Source organism: Pedobacter folensis (assembly GCF_056490665.1).
Genome location: NZ_JBWJIF010000004.1, coordinates 390181 through 414932 on the forward strand (window position 1 = coordinate 390181; position 24752 = coordinate 414932).

General features: G+C 38.1%; 18 protein-coding genes. 1 reads left to right on the forward strand and 17 read right to left on the reverse strand.

Annotated elements, in window-relative coordinates:
• Positions 1-7: 7 nt before the first annotated feature.
• The 12 genes from cyoE to AC04QZ_RS21370 form a co-directional block, all read right to left on the reverse strand.
• Complete coding sequence (cyoE, locus tag AC04QZ_RS21315; protein ID WP_478359384.1) at positions 8-916, reverse strand: heme o synthase; 909 nt, start codon at positions 914-916, stop codon at positions 8-10.
• Positions 917-928: 12 nt separating this feature from the next.
• Positions 929-1987, reverse strand: coding sequence for a COX15/CtaA family protein (locus AC04QZ_RS21320; RefSeq protein ID WP_478359385.1), 1059 nt, complete (start codon positions 1985-1987; stop codon positions 929-931).
• Between the two features lie 82 nt (positions 1988-2069).
• The gene (locus AC04QZ_RS21325; protein WP_478359386.1) at positions 2070-3950 is read right to left on the reverse strand and encodes a cytochrome c oxidase subunit I; all 1881 of its coding nucleotides are present in this window, start codon (positions 3948-3950) and stop codon (positions 2070-2072) included.
• A gap of 23 nt (positions 3951-3973) precedes the next feature.
• Positions 3974-5206: a cytochrome c oxidase subunit II gene (locus tag AC04QZ_RS21330; protein WP_478359387.1), complete on the reverse strand. Its 1233-nt coding sequence runs from the start codon at positions 5204-5206 to the stop codon at positions 3974-3976.
• 69 nt (positions 5207-5275) lie between these two features.
• On the reverse strand, positions 5276-6499 hold the full coding sequence (locus AC04QZ_RS21335) for a quinol:cytochrome C oxidoreductase (RefSeq protein WP_478359388.1): 1224 nt from the start codon (positions 6497-6499) through the stop codon (positions 5276-5278).
• A 14-nt stretch (positions 6500-6513) separates the two neighbouring features.
• Positions 6514-7119, reverse strand: coding sequence for a c-type cytochrome (locus AC04QZ_RS21340; protein WP_478359389.1), 606 nt, complete (start codon positions 7117-7119; stop codon positions 6514-6516).
• Positions 7091-7627 (reverse strand): DUF3341 domain-containing protein, encoded by a 537-nt coding sequence (locus AC04QZ_RS21345; protein ID WP_029275887.1) that lies wholly within the window; start codon positions 7625-7627, stop codon positions 7091-7093. Before AC04QZ_RS21345 ends, AC04QZ_RS21340 begins: the two co-directional genes overlap by 29 nt.
• A 2-nt stretch (positions 7628-7629) precedes the next feature.
• Complete coding sequence (gene nrfD / locus AC04QZ_RS21350; RefSeq protein WP_478359390.1) at positions 7630-9102, reverse strand: NrfD/PsrC family molybdoenzyme membrane anchor subunit; 1473 nt, start codon at positions 9100-9102, stop codon at positions 7630-7632.
• 26 nt (positions 9103-9128) lie between these two features.
• Entirely contained in the window at positions 9129-12161 is a 3033-nt protein-coding gene (locus tag AC04QZ_RS21355) for a TAT-variant-translocated molybdopterin oxidoreductase (protein WP_478359391.1), read from the reverse strand.
• Positions 12162-12209: 48 nt separating this feature from the next.
• A complete protein-coding gene (locus tag AC04QZ_RS21360) occupies positions 12210-13508 on the reverse strand; it encodes a c-type cytochrome (RefSeq protein WP_478359392.1) in 1299 nt (432 codons plus the stop codon).
• 1105 nt (positions 13509-14613) lie between these two features.
• Positions 14614-15594, reverse strand: coding sequence for a deoxyhypusine synthase family protein (locus tag AC04QZ_RS21365; protein WP_478359393.1), 981 nt, complete (start codon positions 15592-15594; stop codon positions 14614-14616).
• 485 nt (positions 15595-16079) lie between these two features.
• Complete coding sequence (locus AC04QZ_RS21370) at positions 16080-17114, reverse strand: carboxypeptidase-like regulatory domain-containing protein (protein ID WP_478359394.1); 1035 nt, start codon at positions 17112-17114, stop codon at positions 16080-16082.
• 93 nt (positions 17115-17207) lie between these two features.
• Here AC04QZ_RS21370 and AC04QZ_RS21375 point away from each other — a divergent pair, with 93 nt between their 5' ends.
• Positions 17208-18338 (forward strand): BamA/TamA family outer membrane protein, encoded by a 1131-nt coding sequence (locus AC04QZ_RS21375; RefSeq protein WP_478359395.1) that lies wholly within the window; start codon positions 17208-17210, stop codon positions 18336-18338.
• 115 nt (positions 18339-18453) lie between these two features.
• Here AC04QZ_RS21375 and AC04QZ_RS21380 read toward each other — a convergent pair whose 3' ends face one another.
• The 5 genes from AC04QZ_RS21380 to AC04QZ_RS21400 all read right to left on the reverse strand — a co-directional run bounded on the left by AC04QZ_RS21380 (position 18454) and on the right by AC04QZ_RS21400 (position 24752).
• Positions 18454-20658, reverse strand: coding sequence for a M56 family metallopeptidase (locus AC04QZ_RS21380; RefSeq protein ID WP_478359396.1), 2205 nt, complete (start codon positions 20656-20658; stop codon positions 18454-18456).
• 12 nt (positions 20659-20670) lie between these two features.
• A complete protein-coding gene (locus AC04QZ_RS21385) occupies positions 20671-22224 on the reverse strand; it encodes an N-acetylmuramoyl-L-alanine amidase (protein WP_478359397.1) in 1554 nt (517 codons plus the stop codon).
• On the reverse strand, positions 22221-22589 hold the full coding sequence (locus AC04QZ_RS21390; RefSeq protein ID WP_478359398.1) for a BlaI/MecI/CopY family transcriptional regulator: 369 nt from the start codon (positions 22587-22589) through the stop codon (positions 22221-22223). The genes AC04QZ_RS21385 and AC04QZ_RS21390 overlap by 4 nt, the downstream gene beginning before the upstream one ends.
• Positions 22590-23296: 707 nt before the next feature.
• Positions 23297-23965 (reverse strand): DUF1345 domain-containing protein, encoded by a 669-nt coding sequence (locus AC04QZ_RS21395; RefSeq protein WP_478359399.1) that lies wholly within the window; start codon positions 23963-23965, stop codon positions 23297-23299.
• A gap of 4 nt (positions 23966-23969) precedes the next feature.
• Entirely contained in the window at positions 23970-24752 is a 783-nt protein-coding gene (locus tag AC04QZ_RS21400; protein WP_478359400.1) for an O-methyltransferase, read from the reverse strand.

Genomic DNA, 24752 nt, shown 5'->3' on the forward strand with positions numbered 1-24752 from the left:
CCATAAATTATTTTGCTATAAAATTTAATAATAAGCCCAGCTGTACTGCCGGGATGTAAAAAAACGAACAGAACATTACTTTCTTGGCATCAGCCATTTCCCTGTTCATTAAAAGTTTAAAAGCCAACCAGCTAAATATAAGCCCGGCAATTAAAGATAAACCTGCAATATAATAACCACCAAACCCGTAAATGGTTGGTAATAAACTTACCGGAATTAAAACCAGCGTGCTTAAAAAGGTCAGCAATGCTGAAGTTTTGTCTCTTTTCTTGGTTGGTAATAACCTAAAACCAGCTTTCTTATAATCATCGTCCAAAACCCAGGCAATTGCCCAGAAATGTGGAAACTGCCATACAAACTGGATTAAAAACAAAATGCCAGCAATGTAATAATCAATTTCGTGAAACATTTCGGCTTTTAAACTACCAAATGCGGCTAAATACCCAATTAGCGGAGGTAAAGCGCCTGGAATGGCCCCCACAAAAACAGCTATTGGCGATTTTCTTTTCAACGGTGTATAAGCAAAAGCATATAACAGGATTGAAAATACAGAAAGCAGACCTGTTTCCAGGTTTAATTTACCCAGTAACCAGGTCCCTAAAAAGGCCATGAATACCCCTAAAATCAATCCCTGTCCGGTAGTCATTCTACCCGCGGGCATAGGGCGATCTTTAGTTCTCGACATTAATTTATCGAGGTCCTTCTCAATAATTTCGTTAAAACAGTTTGCAGCAGCGGTAACTAAAAAACCACCAGCAATCAGTATCAACCAGTTGCCCCAATCAATACTAGGGATATGGCCTCTACCCACCTGCATTTTCTGTCCGATCAAAAAAGAGATCGACGCCGAAAACACCACCGTAAACGATAGCCTGAATTTGATAAGCTTAGAAAAATCTGAAAGATATTGCTTCAATTTTCTTAAATATTATTGTTTATATGTACTTGTTCGGTAAACCAATAAGTACAGGTAAAACTGTAAACTAAATAACAGCGTAGAGAACAAAATATGCAATGCCTGCGCTGCTGGTGGGAAAGCTATATATGCTAATGCAAAACCACTTAATAACTGTACGAGAAGCGTGATTAACATAAACCTAGCCGTTAACAACGGGGCAGCTTTACCACTAAAACGGTCGATCACCATTTTATACACTACTGCATTGGCAATTACCACCAGTATAGCTAAATCGCGGTGATAGGAAAATACTTCCCCTACCTTCGAAATCCAGGTATTTTTGTTTCCATAAGAGAGCGATTTTGCAATCACATCTATGGCCTCTCTAACCTCGGTTCCTAAAACAATCTGAACGATACTAATGAACAGGGTAAAGAACAAAAATCCTTTTAACCAGGCTATGCGGTACATAATTACAGAAGGCGCTTTATTCAATTGCTTCGCGTAATTGTAGGTATAAATAGATATCGCCAAAATAACCAATGCCAGTAACATGTGTACGGTTACCACCCATTGTGTCAGATTGGTAGAAACCACTATCGAACCTAACCAGCCCTGGTATCCTACTACAAAAAGATTCAGGATACTGAGTACAATAATGCGTTTAGCGGTTTTGCGGTAGGTAAAAGAATAAACTACTGTTAAAAACAGGAATATCCCTGCAGCTACCCCAGCCAATCTGTTTAAGTATTCTGTCCAGGTTTTAGTTGGATTAAATTCCTCTGGTATCGTTATACTCTTATCATGCCTGATACTATCAGCTAAGGCTACTTTGCCCATGCTTTCCAGATACTTGGCAAATTTCTCATTCTTCTTTAATCTACCTGCTACATACTTTTCTTTATAATTGGCAGGCAGTTGCGATACATCAGTTGGCGGAATATAACGATCGAAACATTTTGGCCAATCCGGACAGCCCATGCCCGATCCGGTACTGCGTACAATACCTCCGGCAAGTATAACCAATAGCGTAACTATAATGGTTATAAGATTAATGCTAATGAAACGTTGTTTTGATCTGCTGACCATATATCTATTAAGATGAAAAGGGTATCCGGATAAGCAGAAACTTAATCAGATACCCCTTTTAAAATTTTATTTGAAGCTTAAACTAGCCCTTGTTTTCTGCAACAGGGTTAGCTAATTCCCAGTCTTGCTGTATTTTTTCTGCTTCTGCATTTCCTTCAAAATCGTGAGGCAAGTTAGAGCTCATGGTTTGAGAGAAAGGAACAGTTTGAGGAATAAAATCTGCATCATGTCCTGGTTTACTATAATCATATGGCCATCTGTAAACCGTAGGAATTTCTCCTGGCCAGTTACCATGTAAGTGTTCTACCGGAGCAGTCCACTCTAATGTATTAGATTCCCAAGGGTTTTGAGGAGATACTTTTCCTTTAAAGATGGAGTAGAAGAAGTTAAACAAAAACGCTACCTGAGCCAGTGCTGCCATAATAGCTGCCCATGTTACAAATACGTTAACAGTTAACCATTTCTTCATAAATTCAAACTCGGTAAATGCATAGTAACGACGAGGTACACCATCTAAACCTAAGAAGTGAAGTGGGAAGAATACCAGGTAAGCTGCAATGAAAGTTAACCAGAAGTGTAAATATCCTAATTTGGCATTCATCATTTTACCGAACATTTTAGGGAACCAGTGATACACACCTGCAAGCATACCAAAGATTGCTGCAGATCCCATCACCAGGTGGAAGTGGGCAACAACAAAATAAGTATCGTGTAAGTTAATATCTAATGAAGCGTTTCCTAAGAAGATACCGGTTAAACCACCAGAGATAAAAAATGAAACTAAACCAATAGCAAATAACATTGCCGGCGTAAAACGGATGTTACCACGCCATAATGTAGCTAAATAATTAAAGGTTTTTACTGCCGATGGTACTGCAATGATCAAGGTGGTAATCATAAACACACCACCCAATAATGGGTTCATACCGGTTACAAACATATGGTGACCCCATACGATGAATGACAATACAGTAATACCAATTAACGAGTAAACCATTGCATGGTAACCAAAGATTGGTTTACGTGAGTTTACCGAGATTACTTCAGATGAAATACCTAAAGCCGGCATAATTACGATATATACCTCAGGGTGACCTAAGAACCAGAATAAGTGTTGCCATAAAATTGGAGAACCACCTTCATTTGGTAAAATATCGGTACCCATTACGATATCAGACAGGTAGAAACTTGTTCCGAAACTACGGTCGAATACCATTAACACTACCCCGGCTACAAGAACAGGGAATGATAAGATACCTAAAATAGCGGTTAAGAAGAAAGCCCAGATGGTTAATGGCATTTTCCAAAGGTCCATACCTTTAGTACGCATGTTTAAGATTGTACTTACATAGTTAATACCACCCATTAAAGATGATGCCACGAAAAGTACCATACTGATTAACCATAAAGTCATACCTAAACCAGAACCCGGCATTGCTTTAGCAACAACCGATAATGGCGGATAAACTGTCCAACCACCAGATGCAGGACCTGTTTGGATAAAGAATGATGACATCATGATCACACAGGCCATAAAGAAGAACCAGTATGAAAGCATGTTTAAGAATGGCGAAGCCATATCTCTTGCTCCAAGTTGAAGCGGAATAAGTAAGTTACTAAATGTACCACTCAATCCGGCAGTTAGTACAAAGAATACCATGATGGTACCGTGAATGGTTACTAAAGCCAGATAAAAGTCGGACTTAATACGACCACCTTCAGCCCATTTACCTAAAAATGTTTCTAAGAACGGGAAGTTTTTATCTGGCCATGCCAATTGAATACGGAATAAAATGGATAAGCCCATTGCTATAACCGCCATAATAATACCGGTAATTAAAAACTGCTTAGCAATCATTTTATGATCCATACTAAAGATGTACTTTGAAATCAAAGTCTCTTTATGATGCCCATGATCAGCGTGATCGTGATTGTGTTCGTCGTGTAATGCTATTGTTGACATAATTCGTTCGCTCCTGCTTAATATTATTTATTTAAAGCCATTTGGTTAGTTTTCACAGCTGCTGAATCTTTAGCTGCTGAATCTGCTACTGATTTTACAGGCGCAGGTGCCACTGGCAAATTAAATTGTTTCCTTAAATCGTCGTTTAAGTATGTTTTCTGTTCTGCAATCCAGGTTTTGTATTCAGCCTCAGAAACTACACGTACTACTTTTTGCATGTTCCAGTGACCTGATCCACAAATTTTAGCACATAAGAATAAGTACTTAAAGTTCGGGTCGTTGGTTTCTTGCTGCATTTCTGCAGTCGTTTTTGTTGGTGTAAACTCAAATATCGTTCTCATACCCGGTACTGTATTTAACTGTACTCTGAAGTGTGGCATATAAAAACTGTGAATTACGTCTTTACTGGTTAAAATCAGTTTAACTGGTTTGCCAACAGGAAGCACCATCTCATCAGCCATTTCATCATCGCGGGAGTTGATATCTTTAAAATCAATACCCAATGTGTTGGTAGCCGTAGTTAGTTTGTAATTTTTGTTACCTACTATTCCATCAGCTCCAGGATAACGGATAGACCATTTAAACTGCTCAGAAGTAACTTCGATCTGTAATGGTTTGTTATTTGGATCTTCAACTTTAAAGAAAATAGATCTCCAGGTTAAGAAACCCATTAATACCAAAACGGTTAATACTAAAGCCGGAATGATTGTCCAGATTTTTTCGATGGTATTATTGTGAGGGTAGTAGTAAGCTTTTCTTTTAGCTGAGTATTTATAGATGTAAGAAAATCCGAATAATAAGATGTGTGTAACTACAAATACAATAGTGGTAATGATTAATGTTAAATTAAACATCTCATCAATTTTCTTTCCGTGCTCAGATGCCGCATCAGGAAGTAACATTGCCCCATGTACTGTATATTCCCAATATACACCATATAAACCGATCACTAAAAACAGCGCAAATAAACTTGCGTGTACCCTGTTCCAGTTAATACCAACAGGTTTACCTTGTGCTTCGCGGCTTAATTCATATACTTTTATGGCTTTACCAATAATTGCAATGAATAAGCATACGGCAAGGAAAACCAGAATATAAAATATTACCGATTTATAAACCTCGCCCATATCAACCTTCGGTGCCGCGGCAGCACCTGCTGCTGCATCTTGCGCAAATACGCTAGTGTTTGCAAAAACAGTAATCAATACTGCTAAAGCTGCGGTCGTTTTATTCGTTATAAACTTTCTTAAACTCATTTTCTTAAAAGTAGTACGCTGTACTGCTAATTATAATAATAATTAAATATTTGCTTTATCTTATCACCACTACAATTGATGATGCAAACTTTCTTGTAATAATGGGTGATTCTTTGCAATTAAAGGCTTCTTGCTTAATGATGTTAAAACCGTAAAGGTAAACAATCCTACGAAACCTATTGCAGTACCAATTTCAATGATACCGAAACCATTATGTCCTTCTTCTACCGCTCCTGGCATAATCATTTGGTAGTAATCTACCCAGTGACCTAAAAGTACCACGATAGAAACGAATAATAATTTCGCATCTGTTCTTTTGTTATCTCTATCCATTAATAATAATACTGGGGCTAAGAAGTTCATGGCCAGGTTTAAGAAAAACCAGAACTTGTAATATTCAAAGCGTTTGTAGAAATATACAGTCTCTTCAGGCATGTTTGCATAGTAGATCAATAAGAACTGAGCAAACCATACATAAGTCCAGAAGATAGAGAAACCGAAGATAAACTGACCTAAATTGTGCAAATGGCTATTGTTAACCCATTGCATATAACCTGCTCTTCTTAATAAGATAAGAATAATGGCGATAGTAGCTAAACTGCTTACCCACATAGCGGCGAAGTTATACCAGCCGAACATGGTTGAGAACCAGTGTGCTTCTAATGACATTACCGTATCGAAAGCAAAAATCGGCGTTGTAAAACCGTAAATTACCAGGAAGATACAAGCATTTTTAAAGCTTTTTCTGTAAGAATTTAAACCACCTGCTAAATCTTCATTGTAAGAAAACTTAACAAACATGATCGAAAATATACTATAGATACCTAAGAACACCACCTGGCGACCTAAGAAAAAAGGTACATTTAAGAATACCGATTTACCAGCAATGATAGAATCATAATTAGCACTGTTTGGATCCGTTAATCCATCTGCATGCCAGTGGTGGTATAAGTTGTGTGTGTACAAACCTGCCGAAATTACGACAACCAGTATTACAGCTGCAATAGGCAATGTTTTTGCCATAGCCTGCGGTACACGTAAAATTGATGCAGACCAACCTGCCTGAGCTACATATTGAACAGCCAGGAAAAATGTACCCGACATACAAACGCATGCAAAGTAATATGCCATAAGCAACAGGTTAGCAAAAGTACGCTCGTGCATTACTTTATCACCAGCGAAAAAACCATAACCAACAGCAGCAACACCTAAAATGATACCAACGATGCTTAATGTTTTTACTTTACCTGTAAACTCAAACTGTTCACTAAAATTAATATTGTGAGTTCCCATTTATATTTGCTTTACTATTGTCCTTTTTGTAATTGTTGAACATACATCACCACTTTCCAACGATCTGTTGGTGAGATTTGCGAAGCATGCGAGCCCATGTTATTTACACCGTAAGTAATGGTATGATAAATTTTACCTGCGGTAAGATCAACCATATTACCACCTCTAGATGATGCGCCTGTTTGATAAGCAGGTACACCATTAAATTTCTCAATTTTAACTAAGTGTCCTTGTCCATCGCCTTTTTCACCGTGGCAAGGGCTACAGAAAACGGTAAATAAATGTTTACCCTGAGCTAAATTAACAGTATCTACTGGTAAAGGGTTAACCATGCTCACACCTGCTGCTTCATATCCTTCTTTTGTATTAGGATACTCATCATATTCAGTAAAACCTACTGGTTTAGTATGTGCAGGTGGCAACTGGGCTGTTTTACCATCTTTAAAATTTTTGTTTGGCTGATCCGGATTGTAAGCAATCGGATCATACATGTTTCTGGCATATTCTAAGCCAGTACTGCGTTTATCTTTACAAGCAGAAAAGGTAGCTGCAAAAGCGATAGCTAAAAACGCCGTGTAAACAAATTTATTCTTATTCATAGCTAATGTACTTCCTTTCATTATACTTTATTTCTAAAGCACCTGCATCTTTTAATAATCCATCAATTACAGTATGTTCCACATTGTCTTTTGCATCAACTGCAATAACAAAACGATCATCAGTAGCACGTAAATCCATCACTCTTGGTGCTCTTCCCGGGAATAAGTGAGTAGATGCATAATAAGTTAACACCATACCGAAAGCACAGAATAATACTGTAAGCTCGAACATTATCGGAATAAAATCCGGCAATGCGAATGATGGTTTACCACCTATGTTTACTCTCCAATCGATTACTGCGCAGAAATAAATCAAAGCGAACGCACAGCAAGTACCGGTAATACCAAAGCAAAATGCTGCGATATCGATTCTAGATCTTTTAATTCCTAATTTGGCTTCTATTCCGTGTATAGGCATCGGTGTATATACATCATGAATGCTGATGTTATTTTCCTGAAGCTTTTCGATGCCGTGCATCATTTCGTCAGGATCGCCAAAGCTGCCTAAAATATATTTGATATCACTCATTGTTATATTTTTGCGTAATCTTCTTGTTTAACACTATCAAATTTCTCTAAAGACTCTACGTATTCTGCAACGTATTCTTTATTCTCATGCCCCTCTTTAATCTGTTTCAATTTAGCTTGCTCACTTGCAGTTTTTAATAATAATTTAACCTCTGCTATAGCGATTGATGGCAATACTCTTAAGAATAATAAGAATAAAGTAAAGAACAAACCAATTGAACCTACGAATACACTGATATCAACCCATGTTGGATAGAACATTGCCCAACTTGATGGAATATAATCACGGTGTAATGAAGTAACGATAATTACGAAACGCTCGAACCACATACCCACGTTTACTACGATTGATAAAATCCAGGTCGCTTTAATGCTTAAACGGATCTTTTTGAACCATAACAACTGTGGAGAGATTACGTTACAGGTCATCATCATCCAGTACGACCACCAGTAAGGACCAGTAGACCTGTTGATAAATGCATACTGCTCGTATTCCGAACCTGAATACCATGCAATGAAGAACTCAGTTAAATAAGCCACACCTACGATTGATCCGGTTAAGATGATGATTTTATTCATCGACTCGATGTGGAACATGGTGATGTAGTTTTCCAAACCCAATACTTTACGTGCAACCAATAATAAGGTTAATACCATCGCAAATCCTGAGAAGATCGCCCCTGCTACGAAGTATGGAGGGAAGATGGTGGTGTGCCATCCCGGAATTACCGATGTTGCAAAGTCCATTGATACAATCGTGTGTACCGAAAGTACAAGTGGTGTAGAGATACCTGCTAAGATTAAAGACACCGCTTCGAAACGTTGCCAGGTTTTAACACTTCCACTCCATCCAAAAGAGAATATAGAATAGATTTTTCTACGTGTACCCACTGCACGGTCGCGGATGGTAGCGATATCTGGCAATAAACCTGTGTACCAGAATAATAATGATACAGAGAAGTAAGTCGAGATCGCAAACATATCCCACACCAATGGTGAGTTAAAGTTTACCCAAAGTGATCCGAACTGATTCGGTAAAGGTAAAACCCAATAAGCTAACCAAGGGCGGCCCATGTGCGATACAACATAAGTTGCGGCACAGATTACGGCGAAAATGGTCATCGCCTCTGCCGAACGGTTGATGGAGTTACGCCAGTTCTGACGGAAGAGTAATAGTACTGCTGAAATTAGTGTTCCAGCGTGACCGATACCTACCCACCATACGAAACCGGTGATATCCCAAGCCCAACCAACTGTTTTATTTAAACCCCATGCACCGATACCATTCCAGAAAGTGTAGCTTACTGCTACTACCCAAAGTAAAGCACCTAATGAGGCAACGATGAAACCAATCCACCAAGCCTTGTTCGGCTTGTTCTCTACCGGGCTTAAAATATCATCCGTAATTTTTGCATACGTGATGTTATCTCCGGTAATTAATGGTTCTCTAAGTATTGATTCGTTATGTCCTGACATAATTTGTATTTTCTTTATACTAAAGCTTACGCTTGTACTGTTGTATCTGTATTTCTAATTTTTGTCATGTAGCCGATACCCGGTTTCACATTGATCTCTTCCAATACGTAGTAAATACGCTCAGAACGTAATGCTTTTGAAACCTCTGAATTTGGATCGTTTGCATCACCAAATACAATCGCATTTGCTGAACAAGCTTCCTGACAAGCCATTTTAATATCGCCATCTTTTAATGGACGTTTCTCCAGTTTAGCTTGTAATTTGCCACCTTGTATACGTTGAATACACATAGAGCATTTTTCCATTACCCCTCTCGAACGTGTAGTTACATCAGGGTTTAAAACTAATTGGGTAAACTCGTTATTTAAATAGTTATCGAAACGTGAATCGTTCCAGTAGTTAAACCAGTTGAAACGACGTACTTTGTACGGACAGTTATTTGCACAGTAACGTGTACCTACGCAACGGTTGTAAGCCATGTGGTTTAAACCATCACTTGAGTGTACCGTTGCCAATACCGGACAAACGGTTTCGCAAGGTGCGTGATCACAGTGCTGACATAACATTGGCTGGTGAACCACAGAAACGTGATCTAAGTCTTCTAACTTAGCAATTTCTTTTTCTCTGGTTACGTCACCGTCTTTAGTTTCGTAGCTGTAATAACGATCGATACGGATCCAGTGCATTTCACGACGACGGCGAACCTCATCACGGCCTACAACAGGAATGTTATTTTCAACGTTACAAGCAACAATACAAGAACCACAACCTGTACAAGCATTCAAATCGATTGCCATAACCCAGTTGTTACCTGGTTTTTCGTATTGATCCCAAAGATCGTAATCTTTATGCTCGCCTTTTTCGTTGCCCGCACCAGGATTTTTCAAGTACTCTTTAAAAGTAGCTTCTTTAATCACTGCACGACCTTCGAAAGAGTGGTGAGTTTGTGTTTGAGCTAACTCATAGTAACCGCCTGTTGGGGTAATGGTTACTGTAGTGGCATATTGGAAAGTTCCGTTTATAAAAGAAACAAAAGGGAAAGCATTTTTACCCACATCGTTACCGGCTTTACCTACTTTGGTACGGCCATAACCTAATGCAATAGATGCAGTTTGTTGTGCTTGTCCTGGCTGAATCAATACCGGAAGGTCTACTGAATATCCGTTGCTGGCTTTCACCGTTACCACATCAAATTCTTTAACCTTTAATTTCTCAGCAAATTTTGGTGCAAGGGCAACATAGTTATCCCAGGTTACTTTAGAAACCGGATCAGGTAATTCCTGTAAGAATGCATTGTTTGCATTTTTACCATCACGCATCGGGATATTTTCGTAAACCTGTAACTGAATATCTTTATCTAAAGCTTTGCTGCTGCTAACAATTGAAGTAGCAACTTGCGCTAAAGATTGTGTGAATGAATAAACTCCGGCAGTTTTTGCTGTTGCCGTAACCACTCCTTTTTCTAAAACTTCGTCCCATTTCAAACCAACAGCTGGTAACATTCTAGCTTCCCAGTTGCTGCGTACAAACTGATAGTAATCTTTAACCGGAGCATCAGCCCAGGTTAATAAACTCTCTTCAGCCTGGCGGCTATTGAAAACCGGGTTAATGGTTGGCTGAACGATAGAATAATAGCCTTCGTAAGCGTTTGCATCACCCCACGATTCTAAATAGTTATGGTTAATTGCAATAGCATCACAAGCAGTTGCAGTTTCATCAGCACGATCAGAGAATGAAATTTTAGCCGGAACCTTAGCCAATGCATCAGTAAACGCTTTTGCATTTGCTGCATCGTAAACCGGGTTACTGTTTAAGAATAAAACAGCACCAACTTCGCCCCGGCTCATTTCAGCAACTAAGCCATTAAATTCGGCATCGTTACCTGCATATAAATAACAAGGGTTATCTAAATCGATCGTAGTGCCATAACTTCCGATAGCGGCGTTAATGGCATTTACTAAAATCTGCGTAGAAACATCGTTCGAACCACAAACTACAAGGCCTTTACCTTTAGCCTGTACTAATTCTTTCGCTACCAGTTTAATTACTTTATCGGCAGTGGTATTGTTACCTAACGTTCCGCCAGGTAAAGCGCTACCGGTAATGGCATTGTATAAAGCAATTAAAGCAGGACCTTCTTCCGATAATTTAACCGGAACACGGGTATCTGCATTGGTACCTGTTAAGCTCATTCCACTTTCGAACTGAATGTGGCGGCTCATTTTTTTATTTTCTAACGATTTGTAGTTACGATTAGCGGTATATTGAGCAGTAAACTCTTCTCCGCTAATCCAGGTACCTAAGAAATCGGCACTGAAACTTACAATTAAATCGGCTTTATCAAAGTTGTATTTTGGTAAAACGGCTTTACCGAAACTGTTTTGGTTGGCCTGGATAATACCAGTATAAGAAACCGCATCGTACTGAACCAATTTAGCAGCAGGATATTTTGCAATAAACTGTGCAATAACCGCATTAGTTGACGGGCTGTTTACTGTTGAAGATACAATACGGATTTTCTTTCCACCCGCCTGTGCTTTTGCCAACTCGCCTTTTACAAAGCTGTCGATTTTTGCCCAGGTGGTTTCTTCCACTTTTCCGTCTTTCACTAAAGCTGGTGCTTTTAGTTTAGATACATCATATAAATCTAAAACCGAAGCTTGGGCTCTCGCATCTGTACCACAGTTAAATTGACCCGCATTTGGATTTGGTTCAATTTTAATCGGGCGTCCCTCTCTTGTTTTAACTAAAATACTCTGGCCATTAAAGCTCGAAGTATAATAGTTAGGAATACCCGGAGTAACCTCTTCAGGTTTTACCAGGTAAGGAATAGATTTATGAACAGGGGCAGTTTGACAGGCTGCCAAAGTTACTGCACCTAAACCAAAACCTAACGCCTTTAAAAAGTCGCGGCGTGGGGTAACGGTACTTAACCCTGCTTCATTTAAAACATCTTCTATTGGAAGTGGCTCGGCGAATTCGTTTTTGTTATTCTTAACAAAATCGGGTGTATTGTTATACTCCTCTAAGCCTTTCCAGTATTTTTTGTTGCTTTCCATTTAAGCTATATTACTGTTTATTCGAACGTTCTTACTAAACTCTATCTATTAATAGTGGCATTTACCACACTCTAAACCACCCAATAACGCTGGTGTAATTTTCTCGCCTTTTTTAATCTTTTCGTGCGCTTCGATCACCTTAGCGTAGAAAGCATTATTTTTCTGACCAGAAATATCTGTTTCCTTATGGCAGTTAATACACCATTTCATGGTTAATGGAGAATATTGATAAATTTCTTCCATGGTATTAACTGGACCGTGACAAGCGAAACATACAGGTTCTGTTGGTTGTAATCCTTTTGCTTTACGGATTGCATCTTCTGCAACAACTACGTGCTGAGAGTGATTGAAGTAAGCAAAATCAGGAAGGTTGTGTACACGTACCCACTCCATTGGTTTAGCTTTACCTTCATCGTATTTCTGTGTTTCAGGATCGTAACCTAAAGCATTATAGATTTTTTTGATCTCAGGAGAAATCTCTCCATCATATTTATCTCTTGCCTGAACAGCTTTGTGGCAGTTCATACAAACGTTTAATGATGGGATAGTTGCATTTTTAGATTTAAATGCACCGTTGTGGCAATACTGACAATCGATCTGATTGATACCTGCGTGCAACTCGTGAGAGAATTTAATTGGCTGTACTGGCTGGTAACCGGTATGAACACCCGTATTCCACATACCCATCCAACCGAACGAACCTAAACAGATTATTAAACACAAGATAAAGAACATCACAAATTTCTTGTTTTTGAACATCTTGCGCACACCAACCTTTAATGGCACGTCTTCCTCAATCTCGATACCTTGTTTTTGTAAAATCAGGCGCTCTAACAATTTAGAAGCACGACCTAAGATTACTAAAATCACAATCGCCAATACCACGATAGCAACGATACCTGCAATTGATAAACCTGAAGTACCGCTTTCCGCAGCACCAGCCTTAGGCGCATTTGGATCAACAGCTGCTTTTGGCTCACCTTCTTTAATGTATGCTAAGATATCTTTTACCTTTGCTTCATCTAACTCAGGGAAGGTAGTCATAGCTACTTTGCCATTTTCGTTAAACAATTTAACAGCTGCAGGATCACCGGCTGCAATCAAAGCCGCATTGTTTGGAATCCACTTTAACAGGAACGCTTCAGGGTGACGATCGCTAACCCCGGTTAGGGCTGGTCCTACCATTTTCTGATCTAATGCATGGCAAGAAGCACATTTTGCTTTGAAAAGCGTTCTTCCTTCTTTAGCATCCTGCGCACTTACGGTAGAAACCGCTATTACGGAAATTGCTGAAAATACGAATAACGACTTCCAAACGCTTTTTAAAATCATCGAGATATCTCTCATAATGAACACTTTATACTTATTTAATTTACTTTTTGTTGTGAAATTGATGCTGAACTAGGGGTAGCCCCACCAAAACTTGAACAAAAGTATAACTTATTAATAAATCCCATGACATAATAGTGACTGGAAATACAATTTATAATCATTCTAAACAAATGTCATTTCAAGCCATTCAGGCAATAAAATACCCATTTTCGATATAGTATCTTAAATGGGCATATTGGAAACTAATTTGATTTTATTAAATCTTTATATAGCAAAATATTTATTGCATTATTTGATATTGAAAATGGTTGAGACGATAAGAGTTTTTCAACCATTACCTCTACTATTATTTAAATCATTTTAATAATGACCGATTTCAAATTCATTTATTCTCTTTTGATTATTTTTTTAAAAAAAAACAGACATTTTCTTTTATGGAATATTTTTTTATTCATATGTTTTCATCCTCTTTAAGAACTTAGTTGTTTCAATTTGATTGTTAAGACGATTAAAAATTTTATCGCTTAATATTCGCTATTGAGCAAAAAACATATAATCTAATTGAGAATAGTACTTTCATATTTTGTGTTTATAAATTCGATACTTATAAACAGATTGTGCTATTTAGTAAGTTTCATAGAACTACAAGAATAAATTATCTAAAACTTTAGCTAATATTTATGAATAATTTTATGCATTTTCAGAATATTTTTATTCTGAAAATATTCTTTATTAAGTGTAATCCACATTAACTTTATTTTTAGGCCTTATTAAATAATCGAGGCGTAATAATTGTTTAATATTTAACATCGTTACCAAATGAAAATCAAATGAAAAAATTAAGTTTACGAGCAAACGTCTTTAATAAAGGCGAAGTGCTAACAAGAGTGCAATTAAAAAAAGTAGTGGGTGGTTCAGGTTCAGGAACAGGTGACTGTAGACATCACTATACTGATGGCACAAGTCGCTGCCTCGGTCACGACTATACGCAAGCACAATGTACAGAATCATGTTCTCATAACCCTAGTTGCTCTTGGACCGATTCGCTTTGCTAATTGTAAAGGTTAACAACTTTAGATTTTTAAAAAAAATCTAAAGTTGTTAATTGAGAATTTATCGTTTATTGTTTTAATATCCAGGCAAACATTAATGGTGCTACAATTGTTGCATCACTTTCTACAATAAACTTAGGGGTGTGAATATCTAATTTACCCCAGGTAATCTTTTCGTTCGGTACAGCACCAGAATATGAGCCATAAGAAGTGGTCGAATCCGAGATCTGGCAGAAATAACTCCAGAAAGGAATATTTTCCATTTCCATATCCTGATAAAGCATTGGCACTACACAAATAGGAAAATCGCCGGCTATACCACCGCCAATCTGGAAGAAACCAATTCCTTTGCCACCACTGTTTGCAATATACCAATCGGCTAACCAGCCCATATATTCAATACCGCTTTTCATCGTTGTTGCTTTCAATTCACTTTTCATCACATATGAGGCAAAAATATTACCCATAGTAGAATCTTCCCATCCCGGTACTACAATTGGCAAATTCTTTTCTGCCGCAGCAAGCATCCATGAGTTTTTAGGGTCTATTTCATAATATTGCTCTAAATCGCCACTTAAAATCATTTTGTACATGAACTCATGCGGAAAATATCTTTCACCGGCCGTATCTGCATCTTTCCATATTTTATGAATGTGTTTCTGTAAACGGCGGAAAGCCTCTTCTTCCGGGATACAGGTATCGGTAACACGGTTGTAATGGTTCTCTAAAAGATCCCACTCGTCCTGCGGACTTAAATCGCGGTAGTTTGGTACACGTTTATAATGTGAATGTGCTACCAGGTTCATAATATCTTCTTCAAGGTTTGCACCCGTACAAGAAATAATTGCCACTTTATCCTGGCGAATCATCTCTGCAAGTGAAATTCCCAATTCTGCAGTACTCATTGCACCAGCAAGTGTGATCATCATTTTACCACCTTCGTCTAAATGCGTTTCGTATCCTTTAGCCGCATCCATCATTGCCGCAGCATTAAAATGGAGGTAATTACGCTCCATAAACTGAGATATTGGTCCTCTTGTATTGCTCATTTCGTTTTGTATTGTTTGCCGCAAAAATAGGTATTTAGGCCGAAAGGTTAAAACGTAAAAGCGTTTAGCGCTTGGAGCATCGCGTTTGGCGCATCGCGATTAGGGCATGGCGCCAATTAACTTATATAAAATTAACTGATCATTCCCTACCGGTTCGTCATCCTGAACTTGTTTCAGGATCTTTCATTAAAATAGTTGGCAATTAACAGTTATCAATAAACGGTAACCGATCCCCCTCGGGATTCGTCACCCTGAACTTGTTTCAGGATCTTTAATGGAAATAGTTGGCAATTAACAGTTATCAATAAACAGTTAACCAATTCCCACCGCGATTCGTCATCCTGAACTTGTTTCATGATCTTTTATGGAAATAGTTGGCAATTAACAGTTATCAATAACAATTAACCGATTCCCCTCGGGATTCGTCATCCTGAACTTGTTTCAGGATCTTTCGTGGAAATTAAGCTAATCTCATTTACCTATTATTAAGGCTGGTATTCAAATGGCAACCTATCCCCTATTCTTTTGCCGCCCCAAAAACCACGCACGTAAAAACTTTTATAATCTACATAACTACCTTTGCTATCAACCAGTGTATGCTTAAGGTAAGGGCGTAAAAGTGATCCAGCATTATAATCCAAACGCGCAGTAATTTCATGATTATACAACACATACACCGATCTGGGGAGTTCAAGTTTTATAAAATTACTATCTACTACACTCGTAAACACACTGGGATTTGTAGGTTGAGTACTTATTTTCATCGGTCCCGTTTCATTTATAGCGGCATAGGTAAAAAAACCATTTTGCTCTGCGTTGTTTGCAAACACAGTTCTTAAATAATGCATAAAAGAACCAAAATAAGCAACTTTCCTGTTCTCCATCCACTTGCTTCGCTCCTCCTGATTACCCGTTAGCTCTTCAAAAACACAATCACCATCAAAACTGGTCAAACGGCTAGCCCTGGTAAAAGTAAAGTCCTTTAGCAGATATTTTATCCGATAACCAAGCATATGATTTGTAATGATTAAAAAATCGCTGGATGTGGCATTTAAATAATCAGTTTTAGATTTAAACTTTAAAATTTCAGTATTCTCTATTTCACAACTGGCTGCGTTTGAAGACGTTCCTAAAAAAGCATCTCTAAATATCCTTAAATATTCTTCTCTTTTCTTATCAAATTTTATGGTTACACTATTTAATTCTACAACTGCATCTGCTAATTTTATATCCAGCACCAACGATTTACCATTAATGCTCATATTTCTTTTCTCAGAAACATAACCAATCATCTTTACGACTAATTCATAATTACCACTCGCTAATCCACCAATAAAATACGCTCCTTTATTATCCGTTAAGGTAATACTCTTCGAATCGGCTATAAACACAGTAGCAGCCTCAATGGGTTTTCCGTCTTTTGCTTTAATTACCCCACTAATGGCAAAATTATTTTGAGCCATAGTCACAAAATTGCCAAAACAGAATACCAATACTAGGAGCGCGAATTTATACATCATTATTTAGAGCGTTTTACTTTTTTTTTCAATTTATAAAATTAATTTAATCAGACAATTGTTAAACCATAATTTAAAATTCCTTTTCTTTGCGCCATGAAAAGAATCTACATTTTCTTTTTCCTTTTAACAATTACGCTGCCTGGTATGGCGCAGATGAAATTGATTAAAAAGATGCTCTCGAACGAAAAAGATACCACCCGCAAAGCCAGCTTTTTACCCCTGCCTGCCTTCGGCTATAGCCAGGAAACTGGTTTCGAATTTGGGCTTGGCGCGATTTACTCCTTTTATGTCGATAGAAAAGATACTTTGAACAGAAGTTCGAATTTCGCTTTGAATACGACCTATTCTACAAAAAAAACTGCCAATTTTATGCTTAAGGGCGATTCCTGGACCAAAGGGAATAAATACCATTTTATCGGCGATGTCCGTTTTAAAAATCAGCCTTTCAATTTTTACGGCATTGGCAATAAGGCAAAAAAAGCAGATGAAGATAAATTAGACCAACGGGTTTTTAAAACGCTTTTCGATGCCGAAATGAACACTTTACCCAAAGCATATACAGGCGTATCATTGGGTTTTGAGCATTACCGCTTTATAGATAAGGAAATTGGTGGCATTTACACAACGAATCCACAGATTTTAGATAAAGATGGAGGCTCAGTAGCGTGGATAGGTGCATCGCAGAGTTACGACACGCGTAACAGCAACAATTACCCAACAAGGGGCTTTTTTGGCAGGGCAACCTACCAGTATGCACCCGATTTTTTTGGTGGCGATAATTTTACCGGCTCACAGATGAAGCTAGATCTTCGCGGTTTCTTCAGTTTGTCGCCAAAAGTAGTTTTAGGGGTACAGGGTATTTTTTACACCATACAAAGTAAAGCTACGGCATTTTACCTTTTACAACAGCTAGGCAACGACCAAATGATGCGCGGTTATTACAGCGGTCGCTACCGCGATGAAAACCTGATGGCCACACAAGCCGAAATCCGTTACCGTTTTATGAACCGCTTTGGCATTGTAGCTTTTGCAGGTACCGGTAAGGTATTTGCAAACGGCCAATTTAATGCTGATGGATTAAAACCGAACTTTGGCCTTGGAGGGCGCTACTTTTTCGATCCGGCAAAAGGTTTAAGCGTGCGGGTAGATTACGGCATTGGCGAAAAACTGCCAAACGAGAAACGCCAATCGGGATTTTACATCAGTTTAGCAGAAGCGTTTTAAGAGGATGTAAGATGGGTGACGGAAAAGGGATAATGGGTTAAGATACCAGATACTGAAACAAGTTCTGAGCATGACAGACGAATTAAGAAAATAAATAGGCCAAATAATGCTATATCTAGCGATTTACATCTGCCCCATACAATTTGGCCTTTGTGGTTTTTAAATCAAAAACGATACTATCAGCCTTAACAGGCTTATGACCACCCGACGTCATTGTTCCCTTGCTCACCATCACAGAACTGTTATTTCTGTTGTAAACAATTTTAGCTCCTGATAAAGTTACCTCATCATATAATATCCTGGCATTTCCGAATAAATATATAACGGATTTATCCTTATTCATTTTAACCGAATCTTCAGCGCTGTAACTTATTTTCGTCTTCACTTTATGATCTTCCTTCGTTAAAGAGTCTCTGATTCTTTGCAACAGTTGTTGATCGGTATCTCTTACCTTAGGAGCTTTAAAAGTCCCATTACCATTTTCGGCAGTATAATTTCCATCTTTTAAATTAAAAACAAAAATTCTAGCCGTTGCAGACCCGCCTTCATTAGCTTTTAATACTGCATTTTTGGCAATCATTTTACCCTTAAGCTGATCCAATTCTACATATTCGGCTTCTAATCTACAGTTTACAATATCGATAACTGCATTTTCCATGTATGAAACTTTATTCTTCACATCACCAGTTATTTTAGAAAATGAGATGATTTTAGGTGTAACTGGTATGGCAACCCCGCTTGATTGATTTTTTATTGCAGCCACTTTCTGTTTGCCATCGTTAAAATAAAAACGGTTGTAAAGCACTTCGTTTTTGACCGCATATTTTTTAGGCTCAGAATACAAAATGATCATCTTATCAGTCGTATAGGTATTCTTTGAAACCAACTTTTCGCCAATAAATTTCACCAAAACCCGATCTCCCGTTTTAAAATTGTCATCCTTTATATTTTGAGCGGTAAGATTTAAATTGATAGTAAAAAGGCCATCATTTAAAACAATTTTTTCAAGTTTATTATTCGCACCTTTTTTTATCGACTTAATTTTAGAGGTGGCAAAACGGGCCTTATTGGCTTCATACAGAAAAGCATATTTTTCAGGTTTATACTCGTAAATTAAATTGCCCTTTAAATCCTTTATGGTTTGAGGCACGTAAGTAATGTCGACATCTTTAAATCGGCTAGGCTCTCCAATTGGTGCAGGCGGCAATATACTTGCGTTAATTAGTACAACTATTTTGTCGCCTATTTTAAGTTTATTGTTAACATTGTTATATTCTATTGAATAAGTACCAGTTGCCGTTTTTAAGCCAAATGTTTTATGGTTCCTTTTCTTACCAAATTCAATCACCACGCCTTCTATCGGTTTTCCAGGTAAAGAATCGGTTTGCAATGTTTTAATGTCTGTTTGTACCGTAGGGGCAACATCAACATACGCTACCGTAAAACTATACACCAGTCCCAATAATATCGGCAATGCCAGTACATACACTAACTTTTTCATGTTCGTTGATTTTTGGTTAAACAACATTTTAATACGGTCCTTAATCGGACTTTTAACAAAATTGTGGATCAATGGCATATCGCTTTTAGTTATGGCCAGTTTTAGTAAAAGATTGGCATATGCCCTACTGCCATAATCTGTTGAGGTGACTTCATCGGCCTCATATTCATGTACCTGCTCTAAAGCTTTATCAAATAGGTAAATCACTGGGTTAAACCATAAAACAGCTTTAAAAACCATAAGCACTAGCTTATCTATAGAATGGTATTGCCTGGCATGAACCTGCTCGTGTTTTAGCAAAACTGATAGATCAGCAGCACTTAAATCCTCATCATTTATAAAAACATAGTTAAAAAAGGAGCAGTTGGTAAAACCTTGTGTTTTGCTTATTAGCTTTAATCCATCGTTATTTTGGGTGTAACTACCGGTGTGTTTAAGCAAACCAAACAACCGCCATAGGCAAACCAACAATAAAAGTGTAGCCGTAGCACCGTAAGCAGTACACATCAGCAGCATCCAGTCGAATTGAGCGCTTACCTCTGGCTGGTACTTTAGCATAATGGGCTGAATAAGCTGCACTGGTGCCTCATCAGCAGGTTTTATTTCAGGTATATTAACCGGAGCCTCAGTTTCTACCGTTGTTATTTCGCGTTTAATTTCAACATGTAAAGCCGGAATAATAAAACTCAGCAACAGCGTAGCCAGCAAATAAAAGCGGTTGATCTTAAAAAAAGTGAGTTTTCTTAAAACCACCAGGTAAAATCCGAAGAACAGTACCGTACAGGCGGTAACTTTAAGCAGATAGGTTAACCATTCCATAGCTATCATTAATTAACAACCACGTTTCGAAAAGGCAACAAAGCCATCTAAAATCAGGTTGCTGATTTTTCGGATATTTTTCTCCTTATTAATGTAATCAAGGGTCTTACTGTTGGATATATTGCCAAGCTCGATTAAAACTGCAGGCACTTTAGATTCACGGAGTAATAAAAGGTTTGCATTTTTTAACGAATCTCTTACTTCCATCCCTTTAAGCTGCTTTAAATTGCTTAAAATTCCGGCACCCAGGTCTTCCGCTGTTTTAATATTGCTGTTCAGCTTAGAAACATAAACCTCAATACCACCGAAAGGCACTGCTTCATTTGCAACTGCTGCATTATGATGGATGGAAATAAATGCCATAGCCTCTTGTTTAGGCAAACGATCGCGAAGTGAGATAAATTCATCAGAAGTTCTCGTCAATACGACTTTAATCCCTCTCTTTTCTGCTTCTTCTTTAATGATTTTTACCGCCCTTAGGTTCAGGTCTTTTTCCTTTTGACCATCCAGGGCGCTTACAGCTCCATCTTTTCCGCCATGGCCGGCATCAATAACCAATATAGGTTCTACTTCATTAAAAGCAGGATTTGGATTAACCTTAATCGCGCTGTTTAAGTAATTCATGGCATAAACATTTGGCTTTATCGGTGCATCTGCTGAAGCCTGTTTCCCTACCAATGTTTTCTCAACAATAATTTCTTTGCGGTTTATAAATGCCATGCAGCAAATCATTAAAACCGGAATAATGGCTAAATAAGCAAGCTTTTGTAGCTTTGCATTTGGTTCTTTGTACAACATCATGATTCTATTTTTTAGTGGAAGTTTACTAAAACTATTAATGACTAAATTTTTAGCTGGCATAGCCAGATTTAAAAGTAAAGAAGCATAAACCTTCTTATCTGCAACTTTAGAAGTCTCACGATCGGCCAGAAATTCGTGGTTATGATCAATGGCATTCCGCCAGAAATAAATGATGGGGTTAAACCAGAGGACTGCAGTTACGAGGTTAACTAAAAGTTTATCGAAAGCATGCCACTGTTTTACGTGGACCGATTCGTGTTTAATCACCAGATTCTTTTCGTCCAACTGTAACGAGTCGTCGACAACTATCTGGTTAAAAAAAGAGCAGTTTTTTACGGTTGATTTACAATCGACCAAAATAATGGCACCATTTCTAACTATCGCATGTTTGCGCAATTGCATCTGGATGCGTACCATCATCAAAAGCATTCTAAAAACAAGGGCGGCCAGTATTAAACAGTAAGCATACATCACTAGCTGGTTCCAGTTTATGTTGGTGTTAGTAGCATTGCCTTCATCTGCAAAATCCTGCTCTACAAAACCATCATTACTATACGCTATTTTTGAGGGAATCTCCTGACTGGCTACTGTTACTTCGTGGCGATTTTCGATGGTCACTGCCGGGATGCTAAAACTCAATACCAGCATCATTAATAAATAAGCACGGTTCAGGTTAAAAAACGTGAGTTTAGCCAGCAAGAACTGATAGGCCGCAAAGAAGATTACGGTACAGGCCGAAACCTTTAATAAGTAAATTAAAATCATGACTTCGAATCCTGGTTAATGATCTTTTTAATTTCTTCTATATCTTTTTCACTTAGTTTTTCTTCTTTTACCATAAAAGATAAAAGGCTGGTTGGAGAATTATCAAAATAACCTGAAAATAATTTTGAAAAGGTAGTTTTGGCATATTCATCTTTGGTAATCGCCGGAAAGTATTCGTAGGTTTTTCCATAAGCCTTATAATTAACATAACCTTTCTTTTCTAAAAGCCTCACAATTGATGAGATGGTATTATAAGGTGGTTTAGGTTCTTCTTCCAGCTCATCAATAATATCTTTCACAAATGCTTTTTGCAGTTTCCATAAAATCTGCATAATACGCTCTTCTGTTTTAGTTAATTCTTCCATCCCCAAATCTATAACTTACTTTTCAGTTTTACAACTAAAAAACAAGTTATATTACTGAAAAATCAGTTTAAAATATCAATTAACTGATTTACAGATAAATAAATTACAAATTTCTTTTAATTAGCAAACGAAAAGATTGTAGTGCTTGGCAACTGTAGCCCCGCCATTCGCTATAGCCCTCATAAAAAATTCGGGGCTACCGCTGCTGTCAGGTTTATTGAACAACGGTCTCTCACCATGGTGCAAAACACGAAACGTTCCTAACGGAACGAAAAAAAAACAATATTTTTTCTACCCAAGAGCCGTCCCGATGGGACGTATATTCGCAGACCGTCCCATCGGGACGATTCCTGGGTAGCCAATTGTACGATTGGCGTTTCGTTCCGTAGGAACGTTTGGTGATTAATCTAATATTTTTTACCGGATGGGATTTAAAATTCCAACTCCAAAGGTCAGGATTCTGACATAGGGTTAAAAGGTATCCATCCTTGCTACCCCAAACCCGGCAGAAGCGGGAGCGGGACTGAAACCCGCCACAAAAACGGATCTGCTCATTTCCTAAAAACTGTTATAATTGTTGAGCATAAATCTTTCCAGTCCCCCAATTCGGCTAAAATATTGAATTTTAAAGATCATTCACTGCGCTCAGGATGACAAAAAAATAGCGGTATGATAGATTTCTTCTAGTTAGTCGGAATTTGAAATCCTTATTTGCTTAAGCCTGCCAATGCATTAATGGTTAAGGCTACAATAACCGTATTGAAGATAAAGGCGATTAAACTGTGCAGCAGTGATAGTCTTCTAATCTTTCGATCAGAAATTTCAACATCCGAAACCTGGAAAGTCATGCCCAGCACGAAAGAGAAATAAGCAAAATCGATAAAATCGGGTTCGTCATCACCAGGAAATTCCAGTCCGGCTCCTTTTTTATCAGTAGATTTCTTCTTATCGCCATAATAAAGGTGCGCATAACGCATGCTAAAGGTAGTGTGCACCAAAAACCACGACAAAAACATGCCTGCAATGGCCACCACCAGATCGAGCGGCTTAATATCTTTATTAATTAACAGCAGAATTACAGCAAGCAAACCTGCAAAGGTAGATACCACCACAATGGCAAAAATTTCGCCACGGGTTTCGTCCTGCATTTTGGCCTTCAGGTGTGTTTCGGCAGCAGAGGTATGAAAAAACATGTACCAATGAAGGGTAATCAGCATCAAACAAAACGCATCCCAACCCAACATGATATGCGTAAGCACACTCATTTCAATAAAAAGCGAAACCAAATAAAAAGCAATACCCGAAAATAAGCTAATCAACAAAATAAACATGGCTGATCGTTTCTGGATACCTGCTAATTTGGGTTCAACATTCATTTTTTTAAAATTTAAGCTTGAAGTGTTCCTTGGCCTGCCCTTTTTTAAAGTAAACCAAACCGATCCAGAACAAATCGACGGTTACGGTAACGTCAGGATGGTTTTTAATTTCTGCCCAGGCTTCTTTCATGCCATCGCTCCAATAAATATCGTCAAAAATCAGGAGCGAATCTTCATTAATTTTAGGCAAACACCATTTAAAATAATTCAGGGTAGCATCTTTGCGGTGGTTACCATCAATGTAAACGAAATCTAAACTGGGTTGTTTCGCAATAATATCGGGCAGGATTAAATCAAAATTACCGACATGAAGTTCGATATTCTCTAAATTAAGGTCCTGGAAATTTTTCTTCGCCACTTCAGCCGTTTGCGGACAACCTTCTATCGTAATTACTTCGGTTTGCGGATCTGTCTTAGCCAGATAGGCCGTGGTAATACCCAAACAGGTACCCAATTCGATGGCACTTTTTGGATGTGTATTTTTAGCCAGGCGATAAATAAGCTTGGCCAGCCTCGGACTTTTTAACGCATTCTTGGCAATCTGACTTACCTTCTTTGTACGGTTTTTATTGAGGTGAGAGCCCGCTCCAAGGTCTGTAACCGTGATTATCGAATCGTCATTAAAAAGTTTTTTTCGCTGTTCTTCTATGTTTTTGTATTCAGATTTGTCGGTAAAATCGTAAATTACCTCATCAGCGAGCTTGTACACGAATGGTGAGTGCGTTCCATGTCGGCTTTTTGCTGTTAAACGGTGTTTAAGGTAATCTGTAATAAATTGAAATAGCAT